The organism is Pseudomonas sp. FDAARGOS_380 (assembly GCF_002591235.1).
GTDB classification, from domain to species: Bacteria; Pseudomonadota; Gammaproteobacteria; order Pseudomonadales; family Pseudomonadaceae; genus Aquipseudomonas; species Aquipseudomonas salmasensis.
The window spans coordinates 4775829-4789498 of record NZ_CP023969.1 but is presented as its reverse complement, the minus strand read 5'-3'; the positions used below and the strand labels follow the sequence as shown (position 1 = coordinate 4789498).

Here is a 13670-nt window from a genome sequence, read left to right as displayed (position 1 = left end):
TACCGGCCCCGGCGCGCTATAACCACTTAGCATGACAATTGCATTACACTTTTATGACATTCATCCGGCACGGGGGCACACTCGATGAAAATTAGGGCAACCGTCATTTGCGAACATGAGGGGCACATCCTCTTCGTGCGCAAGGCCAGATCAAAATGGGCATTGCCCGGCGGGAAAGTGGAAGCAGACGAGCGCCCGGTAGGCGCGGCGGAACGCGAATTAGAAGAAGAAACCGGGTTAAACGTGGACGGCTTGCTGTACCTGCAGGAGCTCAAGGCCCGCGACACCGTCCACCATGTGTTTGAGGCATCGGTAGTCAATATCGACGAGGCACGGCCGTGCAACGAGATTGTCGATTGCCAGTGGTACGCCTACAGCGCCCTGGATGAGCTGGACACCACAGACGCCACGCGCCACATCGTCAAATCCTTCCTGCGGCGCCTCTGACGCCCTGGACAGAACCCACCGCAGCAAACCCACGGCGCCCGGCCTTTATCTCGGTACGCAACTCACCAATCAGGTTGGAGATGGCACGGATGCTGTCCAGGCCCTCGGGCGATACGCAGGTCAGCAGCAAGTCGACACGGCCGGACATGGGCTCGAACACGCTGATGCGCAGTGAGCCGTCGCTGTTAACGCAGCACTCACACGCAAGCGGCAGGAAGCCTGAGGCCATGATGCGGTTGAATTCGGTGATGGAAATCATGATCAGCCCCCCCGTCCCTGGGTTCTACCCGATTGAGGTGATGCAAGCAGCATAGATAAGGTTTTGCCGGCCACCGGACAATTAATGCAAAAGTGTTAGCCAGCCCTCATTTTGTCGGGCCTGGCGGGCCATGAACTGCAAACCAGGATTAAATCGCAGGCAAAAAAAATCCCAAGTAGCTGATGGAAACTTGGGATTTAAAAATGCATAAACCGTGGGAGGTGAACGCCCGGCTATATTAACGACTGTAAAAACATGTAACAAGATTATTTTAATCCTTTCGTCGGATTGAAAGTGTCGTAAGCCCTTCAATAACCACATGTTTTTTAAGGTAGAAGGCTGTAGCCATGCCACTTTGGTGCAAGTAACGGCTATAATCCCACGTATAAAAAAGGGTTATTAATCCGGTGCACTTTTAAGTAACTGTTCACTTAACTGTTTGCACGTTTCTTCAAGCGCCTCGCGGCTGGAAGCGGTGGCACCCACCACGGCCTCCAGGTGACGACACAGCGTCAGGCGTTCCGTGGCCTCTTCGCGTTGGCGGTCGACCTTGGCGTTAAGGTGAATGAAATAGAACCCCAGTAACACCGCAACAACCAGCACACCCACCGCGAAGTAGCGCAAGCTGTTGGACGATGGAGGCTCTGGGGCATTCATGGCCTTATGGCGCCCTGCTCTTTTCATAGCGCACATCATCGCCATCGACCGGCCCCACGACGGACCAGCCCAGGCGCTGATAGAACCCATTGGCACGGATTTCATCACGCCCATCAGTTACCAGGTACAGCGTGTCGTGGCGCTCAAACAGCGCCGCCTCGGCCACCGCCATCAGTTGACGGCCCAGGCCAAGCTTCTCGTGTGAGGGCAACACGAACATCGCGAATACTTCGCCTTCATCCAGATCGACCATGGAAAACCCCGCAGCCTGGCCGTCCACTTGCGCAATCCAGCCGCAAGGGGCTGCGTGCAACGTTTCGCGCAACACCTGTGGGGTAATCCCCAGGTCAGCCATCTGTTCCAGGCTCAGGTGGTTTTGCACCACCGCGGTGCGAATCGCGCACAGCGTGTCGACGTCATCGGGTGTCGCCGCTCGAATCAGCACTTGCATACAGGCCTCCATGAAGAAGTGCGCCATTGTATGCAAATACTCACACAGGGTTTGTCGTGGATTTGTAAAGGCCTCACAGCGGGTGCGGGGCTACGAATTACTTGCGCGCGACCTTGTAGCGCAGGCAATCCTGATAAAAGCTCTGACGAATCGCCTCCGGCTTGAGCCTTGAATGACTGTCATAAGTCTGCTCGGTGATACCCATGGCCATCATGCGCATCCACGATTTGTTGAACTTGAGGGTCTGGATCTTCTGCCGGGCGGCGTACAGCGAAACGCCGGATAACTTGAGCTCCTGAGCCCTGGCGGCCGTGCCGGCGCCCCAACTGCACATGTACTTGTCACCTTCGCGCAATTCCCTGGCCTGCGCGACAGTCGCGCCGCCGGCCAGGGAGCAGGCAATCAGCATCATTCCCACAGAGCGCATTTGCATCCTCACCTAACCACCTGAAAATAAAAGTGATTTTGGCGAGGATTTTGTTACAAAGGGGCCATTAAATTGCCTTACTGCGCAAAGCGACTCGCGGATGCTTCCTATCAAGGCTTGAGTTCGAACAGCGCCGGCATTGGCGGCCACTCCGAGGGCACTTTGCGAAAGCGGCTAAACCCGGCCGCTTGCGCCATCTGGCGGGCACGCTTCTCGCCCATGAACGCCCCCAGCCCCGCCCCACCATGGGACAGTGAACAGGTCATGCAATAGAGGGTGCTCTGCGGGTACATGACGCGCCCGAACAGGTTCATGTTCTCGTGCAGCTCTTCGGACAGGTTGAGCTCCACCATCAGGTAAGTGCCGTCTTCGGCCGTTGCTGCGCGTAAATCCTTGAGCATCTGCTGAGGGTCGGTGGCATCGTGGATCACCACAAAGGTGGTCACGAAGTCGAATTGCTGGCCGCGCAAGGCATCGGAGTCGTTCACCTCGAATTGCACCCGGTCACCCACACCAGCCGCCTCGGCGTTGGCCCGCGCCAACTCGATGGAAGGCAAGTGGAAGTCGCAGCCGACAATGCGCGCCTCAGGATAGGCCTTGGCCATGGTGATCGCCGCCAGGCCCGCGCCGCAGCCAAAATCCAGCACACTGCCGCCGGTCTTGAGCTTCTCTTCGACGCCATCCAGGGACGGGATCCAGTGCTGGACCAGGTAGTGCTTGTACCAGGGCATGGTCATGCGCTCCATGCCTTTCCAGGTTTCCAGCGGGAACGCCTCTTCAGCACAACCACCACCATGACGGAAGGCCTCGATGACCTTGGGCGCCATGCTCACGAACGGCACGCTCAGTTGAATGATGCCGCCGGCGAAATACGGCGAGTCTTCATCGGCCAGCACTGGCACAAATTCAGCTGGCATCTGGTAGCGGCGAGTTTGCGCGTCGTAGGTCACGTAATTGCCGGTGGCCATGCTGCCCAGCCATTCGCGCAAGTAACGCGCGTTGTAGCCGGTCTTGTGCGCCAACTCCTCTAGGGTCACCGCGTGGCCGTCGGCCAATGCCTTGAACAAGCCGAGCTGGTCGCCGATGTAAAGCATGGCACCGCGCAGCGTGTTGCCGTAATCCTCCATGATGCGCGCCGAAAATTGCTGGACCTTGGCTTTATCAACTTCCATAACGTTGGACATCTGTCGCTCCTTGGTGAATTTACAAGTCTGTTCAGAGATCAATGATCAGTGGCCGGCGAGCTTGGCCAGCACGTTGTCAACGATGCGTTCGGACATGCCCAGGTGAGTCCGGGGTTCGAACAGCCGCGCCAGGGCGCCGTCATTCATCACCGCGAGCACCCGCGCATCGGCCTCGATCGCCTCGCGGATCGACACGTGGTTGCGCTGGCTGGCCTGGGACACTTCGAAGATGATCTGGTAGGCGCTGCTCTTGCCCAGCTTGCGCGCCATTTCGAACACCACGGCTTCGGTGCAGATGGCATCACCATAGGCCTGGGCGGTGCCTTCCATCTTCTGCACATTCACGGTGAGCCCGTCGATGGTCTCGGTCAGAATCGAGAGTGCCATCAGCGCATAGTGGGAAACGTCCGCGACCGCGCACCACTCCAGCCGGGTACCGCGGTAATCGCGCTCATGCTCAAGAATCATCGCGTCCAGCGCGAGCATGACCTGGGCCTTGGCCAGCCGCGCCAACACCACCACCTGCTCGCAACCTTCAGGGTTGCGTTTGTGCGGCATGGTGCTGCTGCCGATCTGCTGGTCGCTCCAGCCCACTTCCACTTCAGCGATTTCCCAGCGATTGAGCGTACGAATTTCATCGGCTACGCGAGCCAACGAGGCGGTGACCATGGCCAGGGTGCTGACGAACTCCGCAACGCGGTCACGGGACACATGCCAGCCCGCCAGGGGTACTTGCAGCGACAAGCGCTGGGCAAAACGCTCCAGCATCGGCATGGCGTCCGGGCCGAACGCCGCCATGGTGCCGACCCCGCCGAACAACTGCACCACCAGCACCCGCTGGCGCGCCTCGGCCAGGCGCTGACGGTGGCGCAACAGCTCATCGATCCAGCCGGCGACCTTCAGCCCGAAGGTGGTTGGCAAGGCGGGAATCGAGTGGGTCCTGGCGACCATCAGCGAGTCACGGTGCGCATCAGCCAAGGTCGACAACTTGCCCAGCAAGGTCTCCAGCGCCAAGTCCATCGCATCAAGCACATCGCGCATTTCCAGGGACTGAGCGGTGTCCTGGATGTCCTGGGTGGTAGCGCCGTAATGCACGTATTCACGGGCAGTGGGGCTGCAGTTTTTTTGCAGGGCGCTCAGCAATGGCATCAGCGAATGCCCAGTGGCCGCCACGCCCTCGGCCAGTTGGCGCACATTGATGCCTGACAGCAATGCGGCCTTTTCGATCTCCAGGGCCGCCTCGCGCGGGATGATGTTGACGTCGGCCTGGGCCATGGCCAGCGCGGCTTCCACGTCCAGCCAGCGTTGCAGGCGACAATGACTGCAGAAGATCTTGCGGCTCTGCGGGCCGGCATAACCCGAACCGTGGGTTTTCGAGTCAAGGATATGGCTGTGTTCGTGGCGGCATTGCTCGCCGTCATGATCAAAGCCCGGGCGGTCCGACCGTGCGGTGCAAGATGCACGGGCGGTCACTTCCAATGTTTGCGCATCCATCACATACCCTCCATCGCGTACTGGGACTGACTGGTATTGCCTGGGGTTGCCTTCGTCGCTTCAAGGCCATGGCCGCAAGCGCGAGGCAGTGCTTTAGTTGCCACCAAATCGACCATCTCGGCCGCCAGCCCCGTGTAGGTCGTCGGGTCAAGCAGGTCATCGAGCGTTTGCGGGCTGAAACAACCCTGCAGGCGCGAGTCGCCAAGCAGTGCGTCGCGAAAGCAGACGCCTGTGTCTTGGGCTTGCAGGGCGATGTCGTGCACCAGGTGGTGGGCCGTCTGCTTGCCGCACCGAGGCGCCAGCGCGAGCATCACCCGCTCCGACAGGATCAGCCCGCCCAGTAAATCCAGGTTGCTGCGCATGCGCGCTTCACGCACCTCCAGCCCCGCCAGCAGCAAGCCCTCCATACGGGCGAGCAAGGCGCCGGCGTAAATGAACAGCTCCGGCAAGGCCGCCCATTCGATGCGCCAGGTGGTGCCGTCACGCTCGTGCAACTGGAACGCGGCGTCGGTCAGCGCAACCATCTGCGCGCGCACCAGCCGCGACAGCGCGCTGATCAGGTCCACCGTCGACGGGTTTTGCTTGTGGGGCATGGTGCTGCTCCCCACCTGCCCTGCCCGCCGGCCTTCGCGCACTTCGTCGATCTCGGTGCGCTGCAGGTGGTAGATCTCATTGGCGACACGGCCCAAGGTTGCCGACGCCTGCACCAGCAACCACGCCGCCTCCAGGATGCGGTCGCGGGCACTGTGCCAACTGCTCAACGGCGCCGCCAGGCCAAGGCTTTCCAGGGTGCGGCGCTGCACATCCAAACCCTGCGGGCCAAGCCCGGCCAGGGTGCCCACGGCGCCGGTCAGGTTACCGACCATCACCCGCGCATAGGCTTCGTCAAAGCGTTCAAGGTGCCGATCGAGCTCATCGACCCACACCGCCACTTTGTAGCCAAACGTGGTGGGCAATGCCTGCTGTCCATGAGTCCTGGCGACCATCGGCGTGTGCTTGTGGCGCAAGGCGAGCGTGAGCAAATGCCCACGGATCCCGCGCAAACGCTGCACCACCAGGCCCCAGGCATCGCGGATTTGCAGGATGAGGCCGGTGTCGAGGATGTCCTGGGTGGTGACGCCGTAATGCACGTACTCACCCAACCCATCGGCGCATAACCGCTGCAAGGCGCGTAGGGTCGGCACCAGGATGTGCCCGGTTTCCAGGCTCTCGCGCCCCAACGCGTCGAGGTCCAGCAGTTCCACGCTGGCTACCCGGGCAATCTCCCGGGCGGCCTCCTGGGGGATGATGCCCATCTGCGCCTGGGTCGCCGCCAGCGCAGTTTCAACATCGAGCCACTTCTGCACCTGATTGGCATCAGAGAAGATCGCGGCAAATTCCGGGGACGAGTAAGCGCCCCCGTGGATACGGGATTCAGTGATATGACTTGGCATGTCGAGTTACTCGCGTTGTCCTAAGGAGGGCTACTTCACGCGTTGCACTTGTTCCCAGACTGCATCGTAGTAAGCCCGCTCCAGCCGGAAGTGCTCGGCCAGGGACGTGAGAAACGCGTTCTGGAACCCGAGGTCCGGAATACGCCGTGAGATCAGCGCCCATTCACGCTTGGCCCGTGGCGGCACCAGGCTGATATGCACTTCGTAGTACTCCGCGTCATCCTGGCTCAAGCCCGCATTGCGCAGGGCGTTGTACAACTTGCCGTGGTTGCCCGGCACCACCAGTTCGGTGATGTAGAACACCGCCAGGCCCCAGCCGACATCGGGGTTGCGGAAGCAACGTGCGCGGTTGTTGAGGTAGGCGATTTCCTCGGGCATCGTCGAAAGAGCCTCGAAATCGGCATTCAGGCCTACGGCGGCGAGTAGCTTGGCCAACAGCTTCGGGTGGGAACGCTGCTCATCCTCTTCGCCCAACTCGCCGTAGAGATAACGCGCCAGGGCAGCCGCTTCGTCCACGTCAGTCAGGTTGACCAGCAGGTCGGCGGCGTCCCGGTACAGGCGGTAAGTACGGAACCATTGGTGGCGCAAAAACACCTGCAGCTGCTCGCGAGAGGCTTTGCCTTCAAACACATACTGCGACATCGGATGGTTTTCCCGCGACTGCGCGGCAATCTGCTCTTCCAGGCGTTGCTGGAAACCGGCCTCGGACAAGGGCGATGCCAGGTCGGCTGACGGCATGAAACGCTCTTGCACACTATAGACGGCATTGGCCAGCCAGCGCCGGGTCGAGGCGGTGGCCACGTCATCGCTCAGCGACAGGATGTACAGCAACTGCTGGCACTGCGCTGCATTGGCGGCGTCGCCACGTTGGCCGCTCTCGCACAGGGCGCGCAGCATATTGGCGGCAATTTCGATGCGATTGAACGTCGCGTCCGGCTTCAAGGCTTCCGCCAACAGACGGGCTTCGGCCGTGTGGATATTCTGCAATTGCGGCAGGGAAAAATTACGTGGGCTCATCATGTGCTCCATTATTTTTGTTCTGGGATCGCAGGTCGTTCAGGCAGACAGGCGTTGGGCCTGCATCTGCTGCCACAAGCTGTCGAAGTAGGCCTTGTTGATTTCGAAGTGGCGCTTGAGTGCACGCATAAACGTGCGCTGAAAGCCCTCCTCGCTGGCGAACTTGGCAATCAGGGCCCACATTTCCTCGGTGTCGATCTCATCCTGGGTGCCATGCAAACGGTGGAATTCGCTGGGCTGCTCTGGAACGTCGAGGCGCTGCAACAGCTCGTAGATGCGCCGATGGTTGACGCAACTGACGGACTCGACCGCATAGAGCAGCGCAAGGCCCCAGGCGACATCCGTGTGGCGCACACAGCGAATGCGATTATTGAGGTAGGCCTTTTCCAACGGATGCAGCGCGGGAAAGTCGATGGCCAGCGGAATATCGAAATACTCCATCAGATGAGCCAGCATCGCCGGGTGCGAACGCTCCGGCGTCTCAGCCCCTGCTTCACCGTAGAGGTTGCGGTAAAACACCGAGGCATCTTCGATGGCTTCGAAGCGAAAGGCCAGTTCGGCCAGCAGGCTGTAGAAATTGTAGGAACGGGTCCAGTGATGCTCCAGGAAGAAGCGCACATCCTGCACCGGCGGCGTCCCTTGGAACAGATGCACCGACATCGGGTGATTGACCCGGCTGCGTGCAGCGATTTCAGCGTCAACCTGCTGACGGAACTCCTCCACCGGCAACGCGGTGAAGCCCGGCACGTCGGCGGCGAACTCATCTTCGACGCGGTAAACCTCGCTGGCCATCCAGCGCCGGGTCGGTTCGGTGCGCGGGTCACCGGGAATGTGCAATTGCAGCAAGGCTGACTGATAGTGCGCGTAGGCGTCGGCGTCTCCCGACAGGCCTTGCCGAGCCTGTGCGAGCAGCGCTTCCAGCGCGCGGGTGACCTGGGTGTAATTGGCGCCAGGTTCCAAGGCATTCGCCATCAGCCGCGAGGCGTTGGTGAAGAGATCGGAATCCGAGCGTTGTTGCAGGGCAGCAGTATCCATTGATAACCCCTGAATCTTGTTTTTGTGGTTGGGCGTACTCGGAAAAAAGCCTAAAGGTTCCCGTAGTGGCAAGGTCAACACCTGTAGGAAAATTCTTTCAAAGGCGTGGAGATAGGCCGATAGCGCCACCCAACCACAGGTATAAACACAACCCTGCAGCCCCCAACGGTAACCACGATGCGAAGCGAGCCGCTCTTGATCTTGCTCTGCTTGTGATCTTGCTCTGCTTGTGATCTTGATCTGGCTTTTGATCTTAGGCGCCCCGTTAAACCACGCTGGCCGAACGCAGGCTTGAATTCGTGGGTAACCCGGCAGGACGCCGGGTTAGCCGCCCCGCGCCATGGATGGCGCGTGGCGGCGGCCCACGGATTCAAGCCTGCGTTCGGGCACACCGAGCCCAAGCGAGGTGCCGAGTGGTGGGGCAAGAGCGTTTTGCTTACTTTTGCGCTTTTCAAAAGTGAGCCGCCGTCAGGGCGGAACCCTAGGTGGCCGTTACCGCAGCAATGGATATGCACACAATCCAACTGTGTTGACTGTCAGGCCGCCTTCGCGAGCAAGCCCGCTCCCACATTTGGATTGTGGGGGTGTCAGGTGGATAGGCGTCTGCTGGGAGGCCACCATCGCAGGCAAGCCAGCTCCCACAGTTGGACCGCAAGGTGTCAGTTAGAGAAGCGTCGGCCATCACACCAACGCCCTGCGCTCCCGCACAAAGCGTGGCAACTGATCCCCAGGCAGCGCCTTGCTGAAATACCACCCCTGAATAAACAACTCAGGCCCATGACTCAAGAACGCCAACTGCTCAGCCGTCTCCACCCCCTCTACCACCACACCCAAATCCAAGGCCTCGCAGAAGCGCAACATACCGGTCAGCACCTGGGCGCCTTTAGGGTCACGCTGGGCCACCACAAAACTGCGGTCAATCTTGATGAAATCCACAGGAAACTGATGCAAGTAACTCAGCGCAGAAAACCCAGTGCCAAAATCATCCAGATAGACCTTGGCCCCCATGCCCTGCAGCTTCTGGATGGTCTGGCGAGTGGCCGGGATATCACTGACCAGCGCGTCTTCGGTAATTTCCACTGACACCTGCCCTCGGGCCTGGGCAAGAATTTCCACCAGGCGGTCGCCATAGGCGGCGTCCTTGAGCGTGGCGCTGGAAATATTGATGGTCATCGGCAGTTCAAAACCCACCTTCAGCCATTTCTGATACTGACGCACGGCCTGGGACGCCACCCACACATCCACGTCCGGCATCAGCCTGGCGTGCGCCAGCCATTGCAGGAACTCCCAGGGCGAATGCACCGTGCCCTGGCTGTCCCGGGCACGCATCAGCGCCTCGCAGCCGGTGCACAAACCGGTGCGGGTGGAGACCTGGGGTTGAAACTCAAGGTAGAACTCGTAATCACTGATCTGCTGGATGCGGTTCAACTCAGCGGCCTGGCGGGCCAAGGTCTGGTGAGTTGCCAGCACCGGGTCGAACTCCAGCAGGCGGCCTTTCTCTTCGAGGCCGCGAAACGTCATGTCCAGGGATTTGAGGTACACCGTACCGCCATCGCTGGACTGGCGATGAATCGCCCTGACGTAGGGCGCATACACCAGCGTACCGGCCGTCAGCAGAACGACCTGCAACACCACCGCCGCCACGTCGCCGTGGGTGCTGAGGTAGGCATTGAGCAGCACCGGGGCGGTAAACGGCACGCTGGCCACCGCGGGCGACACCCAACCCAGTTGAACCACCATCAACGCCACCATCGCGTTGAACGCCGGTACCAGTAGAAACGGTATGAACAGGCGCGGGTTGAGAATGATCGGCAAACCGAACAACAGCACCTCGCTGACATTGAATAACGACAACGGCAAACTGGCCACCGCCAGCAAGCGCATGGACTGGCTCTTGGAAAACAGCAGGATCGCCAACAGCAGGCATAAGGTTGCGCCCGAACCACCGATAAAGGCAAAACTGCCCAGCAAGCCGTTGTTGAGCAGGTACAGCACCGGCTCCCCCGCCGCCAACGCTACGCCATTGAGCGCCACCGCCTGGTCCAAGGCATCGAATAACGGCTGCATGGCATACACGCCGTGAATGCCGAAGAACCACAGCAGCGAATTCATCAGAGTGACAAACAACCCACTGCCGTAAGGCGCCTGCAACGCATCAAGCACCTGCGGCCCCTGGATTTGCGCCACATGGGGGATCAACAGCAGCAACGACAACACCGCCACCAACGCCAAGGCTGTGAGTGCGCCAGGCACCACCATGTTGATGGTGCCCTTGAGGTTATGGCCGACCAGGTCTTGGTTGACCAGGCGCGTCCAACGAAAGCGATGCAGCCAGGCAATGGCCGGCACATTGATCAAGGGCGAAGCAATGGCAATAAACAATAAAAACGTGGCCGAAGCACGTGGGTACTCACGCAGCACGAAGGTGGCGACCACCACATGGGCCAGGCACAGAAACGCGACCGGCAGCTGTGGCAGACGGTGTTGAATCGCCAACATATAACCGATGGAGGCCGCGACCAGCAGTGGGATCACCGAACTGATCTGTTTATGCAACTCCGCCAGGAAACTCACCACCTGCGGATCGAAACCCAGCGCCTGGGCGCATTCGGACAGAATCAGGAAACCGGCGGACACCAACAGGCACGGCAGGATCCACAGCAGTCCTTCACGAATCGCTCGCAACGACTCCGTACTGGCCAGGACTGCCAGGCGCTGGGTCAGGAAAAGTTTGAACAGGGTGTGCGCCATGGGCCGTCCTCTGCCTGTCACCGACTGCCGCTGAAGATCAGGGCCGGAAACACCCGCTAACGCTACACGCCCTGATAGCCGAAGCGAAAGCCTTTATGCCCGTCCCCGCCCGGCTTTTTTGCCAGTGAATGCCGGGTTGCTAGACTAAATCCTTACAGATTTATCGAACTTTCTGACTTGAATCATCCCCTAAGGCTGTCTGAGTCGGTATCATCCGCACGTTTTGTGCGTGTTATACGATGTTACAACCTGTCTGATAATGGGTACGCACTCAGGGAATCTTGCCTGGAACGACAACAGGCCAAAGGAGAGAACCTCACTATGCAAGACAAGCGCTCAAGTAACATGCGTCCTCTATTTGTCACCATCCTGCTGTGGTTGTGCAGCGTGGTGTTGCTGTTTGTGATCAAGAACGTCATTGAGTTGTTTACCGGGCCTGTGGCTGAAACCTGGGTAGACCTGGCCCTGGTGCTGGTCGCCTACCTGATGTTTTTCTTGCTCGCGCCGTTGCAGAACTGGATGCGGCGCAGGTCGCGCAAGCGTGCTCGCCATCACCTCAACGCACGCACGTCCGATAGCAGCTCCCACCCTTCTCATTAAGGTGTCTACCTATGTCGGCACCTAACGACACTCACCAGCTCGCACTGGACAGATTCCTGCGCGAACAACCGCAGGTCGCTGCCGAGCTGGACAGCCTTAACCCACTGGTAGCCCAGGCCAGGGGCGAAACCCTGGCGCAGTATCGCGCCGAACGGCTGCATGAGGCTTTCGAAGCGTACGCTGAACAGCAAAAACTGTTCGCCTGGGAATTGACCCTCAAGCTGACGGCCGACTCCACCGAAACCTTCGAGGCTCAGCGCCGCGAAGTGCATAAAGAAGTCGCGCAAATGGCGGGCATGGACTGGGCGCAGTACTGCCAGTTGCACGGCTTGGCCGTTTGACCTTTGCCCTACATGCACCAGCGTGCTCGGTTACGCCCCATGACGTGACGCAACTCGGCGACCGTTATGCTTCGGTGCTGCGGGTCTATCGCCAACGCGGCCTGTAACGCTGCCCAGCAATGCCTGGGCAACTGCGCGGGTCGGGGCAGCCGGTCTGTAAAGGCGCGCTTGCCAACGCGACTGCCGTGGGCCAGTTCGTACAGGATGCAGGCCACGCCGTAAAGGTCGGCGGCAGCGGTCAGCGCACCGCCGGCCAACAGTTCCGGGGCGGCGTAGGCAGGTGTCCAGGCATTGAAACGACTGCGGCTGACACTCGGCAACCCTACGGCAGCCTCTGCTTGAGCATGGCCCAGGCCAAAATCGAACAAGCGCACGCCCTCCTCGCCCACCATGACATTGGCGGGTTTGACGTCACCGTGCAGAACATCTTGCTGGTGGGTGTAAACCAGCGCATCCAGTAACTGCAAGGCGATAGGGCGCAACTCCCGCCAGGGCAAGCCATAGGGGCACTCCAGCAGCAGGCGGTCCAGCGTCACCCCTTGTAGCAACTCCATGGTGAAAAACGCGACGTGGCTGTGTGTATCGACCTCAAACGAAAACACCCGTACCACACGCTCATGCCGAAGGCTGCGGGCCAAGGCAAACTCGCGGTACAACAACACATGGGCGTCGGGGCACTGGGAAATGGGTTCGTCGAGTAGCTTGATCGCTACCTTGGAACAGGGTTCGCCCAACTGCTCGTGCAACAGGTCGCGCGCGCGGTACACCCTGCCCATACCACCGCTGCCCAAGACACGTTCAAGGTGATAACGCCCAGCCAATAAACGGGAAGATGAAGCTGTCGAGTTCAAGGCTGCACCACGACCGCGGTCAGGTCATCACGTACCGGCCTGCGCAACGCCCCTGCAAATAGCCGTTCCACTGCCCGTTGAGGCGTGCCCATGCTCAACGCCCGCCCCAGGTCAACGTGGCTGAGGCCCTGATACAAGCCATCACTGCACAACAAAAACACGTCCCCTGGGCGGGTGCGCAGTTCCAGTACTTCAAGGTGCAAACGCGAGCGCGCGCCAACGGCCCGGGTCAAGGCCCTGGCACCCGGGTAGGCCTGGGCTTGCGCCGCACTCAACTGCCGCTCGTCCATAAGGCGCTGCAGCAGCGAGTGGTCCTTCGACAACTGATAAAGGCTCTGGTCGCGCCATAGATAGCAACGACTGTCCCCCGCCCATAGGCAGGCTGCCCGGCCCTTCTCCAGCAACAGGGCAACCACGGTGCTGCCCATCGTCACGTCACCGCTTGCACCAGGCTCTGTCCATGCGCGCCTCACCCCTTGGTTGACGTCCTGCAACCTGTGGCGAACCGCCTGGATACGTTGGTCAAGGTTGCCGTTCGCCGACACTGACGCCAACTGGCTGACCACCCACTGGCTGGCGACATCCCCGTGCCGATACCCGCCCATGCCGTCCGCCACCGCCCAGCAACCCGCGCGCGGGTTGTCCAGGAACGCATCCTCATTGCGCAACCGCGCCTGGCCTCGCTGCGTGCGCCCGGCGCTGCGCCACGGGGCTTCCATCGGA

The 13670-nt window shown here is 60.3% G+C and carries 15 protein-coding genes; 3 read left to right on the top strand and 12 right to left on the bottom strand.

All coding sequences use genetic code 11. The features are described from left to right. Nucleotides 1-84: 84 nt before the first annotated feature. Entirely contained in the window at nt 85-447 is a 363-nt protein-coding gene (locus tag CRN80_RS22520; protein WP_032896941.1) for an NUDIX hydrolase, read from the top strand. Here the strand turns inward: CRN80_RS22520 and CRN80_RS22515 are convergent. From CRN80_RS22515 to CRN80_RS22465, 10 genes are all read right to left on the bottom strand, one after another. Then, nucleotides 422-706 (bottom strand): DUF1652 domain-containing protein, encoded by a 285-nt coding sequence (locus CRN80_RS22515; RefSeq protein ID WP_050499511.1) that lies wholly within the window; start codon nt 704-706, stop codon nt 422-424. The two genes, CRN80_RS22520 and CRN80_RS22515, sit on opposite strands and share 26 nt — an antisense overlap. A gap of 399 nt (nt 707-1105) precedes the next feature. After that, nucleotides 1106-1363 carry a hypothetical protein gene (locus CRN80_RS22510; protein ID WP_098951224.1) on the bottom strand — a complete coding sequence of 86 codons (258 nt, stop codon included), beginning with the start codon at nt 1361-1363 and terminating at the stop codon, nt 1106-1108. A gap of 4 nt (nt 1364-1367) precedes the next feature. Further along, the gene (locus CRN80_RS22505) at nt 1368-1814 is read right to left on the bottom strand and encodes a GNAT family N-acetyltransferase (RefSeq protein WP_098951222.1); all 447 of its coding nucleotides are present in this window, start codon (nt 1812-1814) and stop codon (nt 1368-1370) included. Nucleotides 1815-1911: 97 nt separating this feature from the next. Then, a complete protein-coding gene (locus CRN80_RS22500; protein ID WP_032897908.1) occupies nt 1912-2241 on the bottom strand; it encodes a hypothetical protein in 330 nt (109 codons plus the stop codon). 110 nt (nt 2242-2351) lie between these two features. Beyond that, on the bottom strand, nt 2352-3425 hold the full coding sequence (locus CRN80_RS22495) for a class I SAM-dependent methyltransferase (protein ID WP_044273072.1): 1074 nt from the start codon (nt 3423-3425) through the stop codon (nt 2352-2354). Between the two features lie 45 nt (nt 3426-3470). Beyond that, complete coding sequence (locus CRN80_RS22490; protein ID WP_032896933.1) at nt 3471-4919, bottom strand: adenylosuccinate lyase family protein; 1449 nt, start codon at nt 4917-4919, stop codon at nt 3471-3473. Next, complete coding sequence (gene purB / locus CRN80_RS22485; RefSeq protein ID WP_098951220.1) at nt 4919-6352, bottom strand: adenylosuccinate lyase; 1434 nt, start codon at nt 6350-6352, stop codon at nt 4919-4921. The genes CRN80_RS22490 and purB overlap by 1 nt, the downstream gene beginning before the upstream one ends. A 30-nt stretch (nt 6353-6382) precedes the next feature. Further along, the gene (locus CRN80_RS22480; protein WP_032896929.1) at nt 6383-7369 is read right to left on the bottom strand and encodes an HOASN domain-containing protein; all 987 of its coding nucleotides are present in this window, start codon (nt 7367-7369) and stop codon (nt 6383-6385) included. A 39-nt stretch (nt 7370-7408) separates the two neighbouring features. Next, the gene (locus CRN80_RS22475; RefSeq protein ID WP_098951218.1) at nt 7409-8404 is read right to left on the bottom strand and encodes an HOASN domain-containing protein; all 996 of its coding nucleotides are present in this window, start codon (nt 8402-8404) and stop codon (nt 7409-7411) included. 681 nt (nt 8405-9085) lie between these two features. Beyond that, entirely contained in the window at nt 9086-11155 is a 2070-nt protein-coding gene (locus tag CRN80_RS22465; RefSeq protein ID WP_098951217.1) for an EAL domain-containing protein, read from the bottom strand. Between the two features lie 345 nt (nt 11156-11500). Between CRN80_RS22465 and CRN80_RS22460 the strand changes: the two genes are divergently transcribed. Together CRN80_RS22460 and CRN80_RS22455 are read left to right on the top strand one after the other, a co-directional pair. Continuing rightward, the gene (locus tag CRN80_RS22460) at nt 11501-11755 is read left to right on the top strand and encodes a hypothetical protein (protein ID WP_223816885.1); all 255 of its coding nucleotides are present in this window, start codon (nt 11501-11503) and stop codon (nt 11753-11755) included. An 11-nt stretch (nt 11756-11766) separates the two neighbouring features. Beyond that, entirely contained in the window at nt 11767-12096 is a 330-nt protein-coding gene (locus tag CRN80_RS22455; protein ID WP_003191771.1) for a DUF6388 family protein, read from the top strand. 8 nt (nt 12097-12104) lie between these two features. On the opposite strand, the gene CRN80_RS22450 is transcribed toward CRN80_RS22455, so the two are convergent. Both CRN80_RS22450 and CRN80_RS22445 read right to left on the bottom strand, forming a co-directional pair. After that, entirely contained in the window at nt 12105-12947 is an 843-nt protein-coding gene (locus CRN80_RS22450; protein WP_003191773.1) for a serine/threonine-protein kinase, read from the bottom strand. Continuing rightward, a complete protein-coding gene (locus CRN80_RS22445) occupies nt 12944-13666 on the bottom strand; it encodes a PP2C family serine/threonine-protein phosphatase (protein WP_098951215.1) in 723 nt (240 codons plus the stop codon). The genes CRN80_RS22450 and CRN80_RS22445 overlap by 4 nt, the downstream gene beginning before the upstream one ends. Nucleotides 13667-13670: the final 4 nt, after the last annotated feature.

Coding starts and splice junctions, on each gene's coding strand:
- CRN80_RS22490 (WP_032896933.1), bottom strand. CDS start 4,919: ATGGATGCGCAAACATTGGAAGTGACCGCCCGTGCATCTTGCACCGCA.
- CRN80_RS22455 (WP_003191771.1), top strand. CDS start 11,767: ATGTCGGCACCTAACGACACTCACCAGCTCGCACTGGACAGATTCCTG.
- CRN80_RS22500 (WP_032897908.1), bottom strand. CDS start 2,241: ATGCGCTCTGTGGGAATGATGCTGATTGCCTGCTCCCTGGCCGGCGGC.
- CRN80_RS22495 (WP_044273072.1), bottom strand. CDS start 3,425: ATGTCCAACGTTATGGAAGTTGATAAAGCCAAGGTCCAGCAATTTTCG.
- CRN80_RS22480 (WP_032896929.1), bottom strand. CDS start 7,369: ATGAGCCCACGTAATTTTTCCCTGCCGCAATTGCAGAATATCCACACG.
- CRN80_RS22515 (WP_050499511.1), bottom strand. CDS start 706: ATGATTTCCATCACCGAATTCAACCGCATCATGGCCTCAGGCTTCCTG.
- CRN80_RS22445 (WP_098951215.1), bottom strand. CDS start 13,666: ATGGAAGCCCCGTGGCGCAGCGCCGGGCGCACGCAGCGAGGCCAGGCG.
- CRN80_RS22510 (WP_098951224.1), bottom strand. CDS start 1,363: ATGAATGCCCCAGAGCCTCCATCGTCCAACAGCTTGCGCTACTTCGCG.
- CRN80_RS22475 (WP_098951218.1), bottom strand. CDS start 8,404: ATGGATACTGCTGCCCTGCAACAACGCTCGGATTCCGATCTCTTCACC.
- CRN80_RS22505 (WP_098951222.1), bottom strand. CDS start 1,814: ATGCAAGTGCTGATTCGAGCGGCGACACCCGATGACGTCGACACGCTG.
- CRN80_RS22520 (WP_032896941.1), top strand. CDS start 85: ATGAAAATTAGGGCAACCGTCATTTGCGAACATGAGGGGCACATCCTC.
- purB (WP_098951220.1), bottom strand. CDS start 6,352: ATGCCAAGTCATATCACTGAATCCCGTATCCACGGGGGCGCTTACTCG.
- CRN80_RS22460 (WP_223816885.1), top strand. CDS start 11,501: ATGCGTCCTCTATTTGTCACCATCCTGCTGTGGTTGTGCAGCGTGGTG.
- CRN80_RS22465 (WP_098951217.1), bottom strand. CDS start 11,155: ATGGCGCACACCCTGTTCAAACTTTTCCTGACCCAGCGCCTGGCAGTC.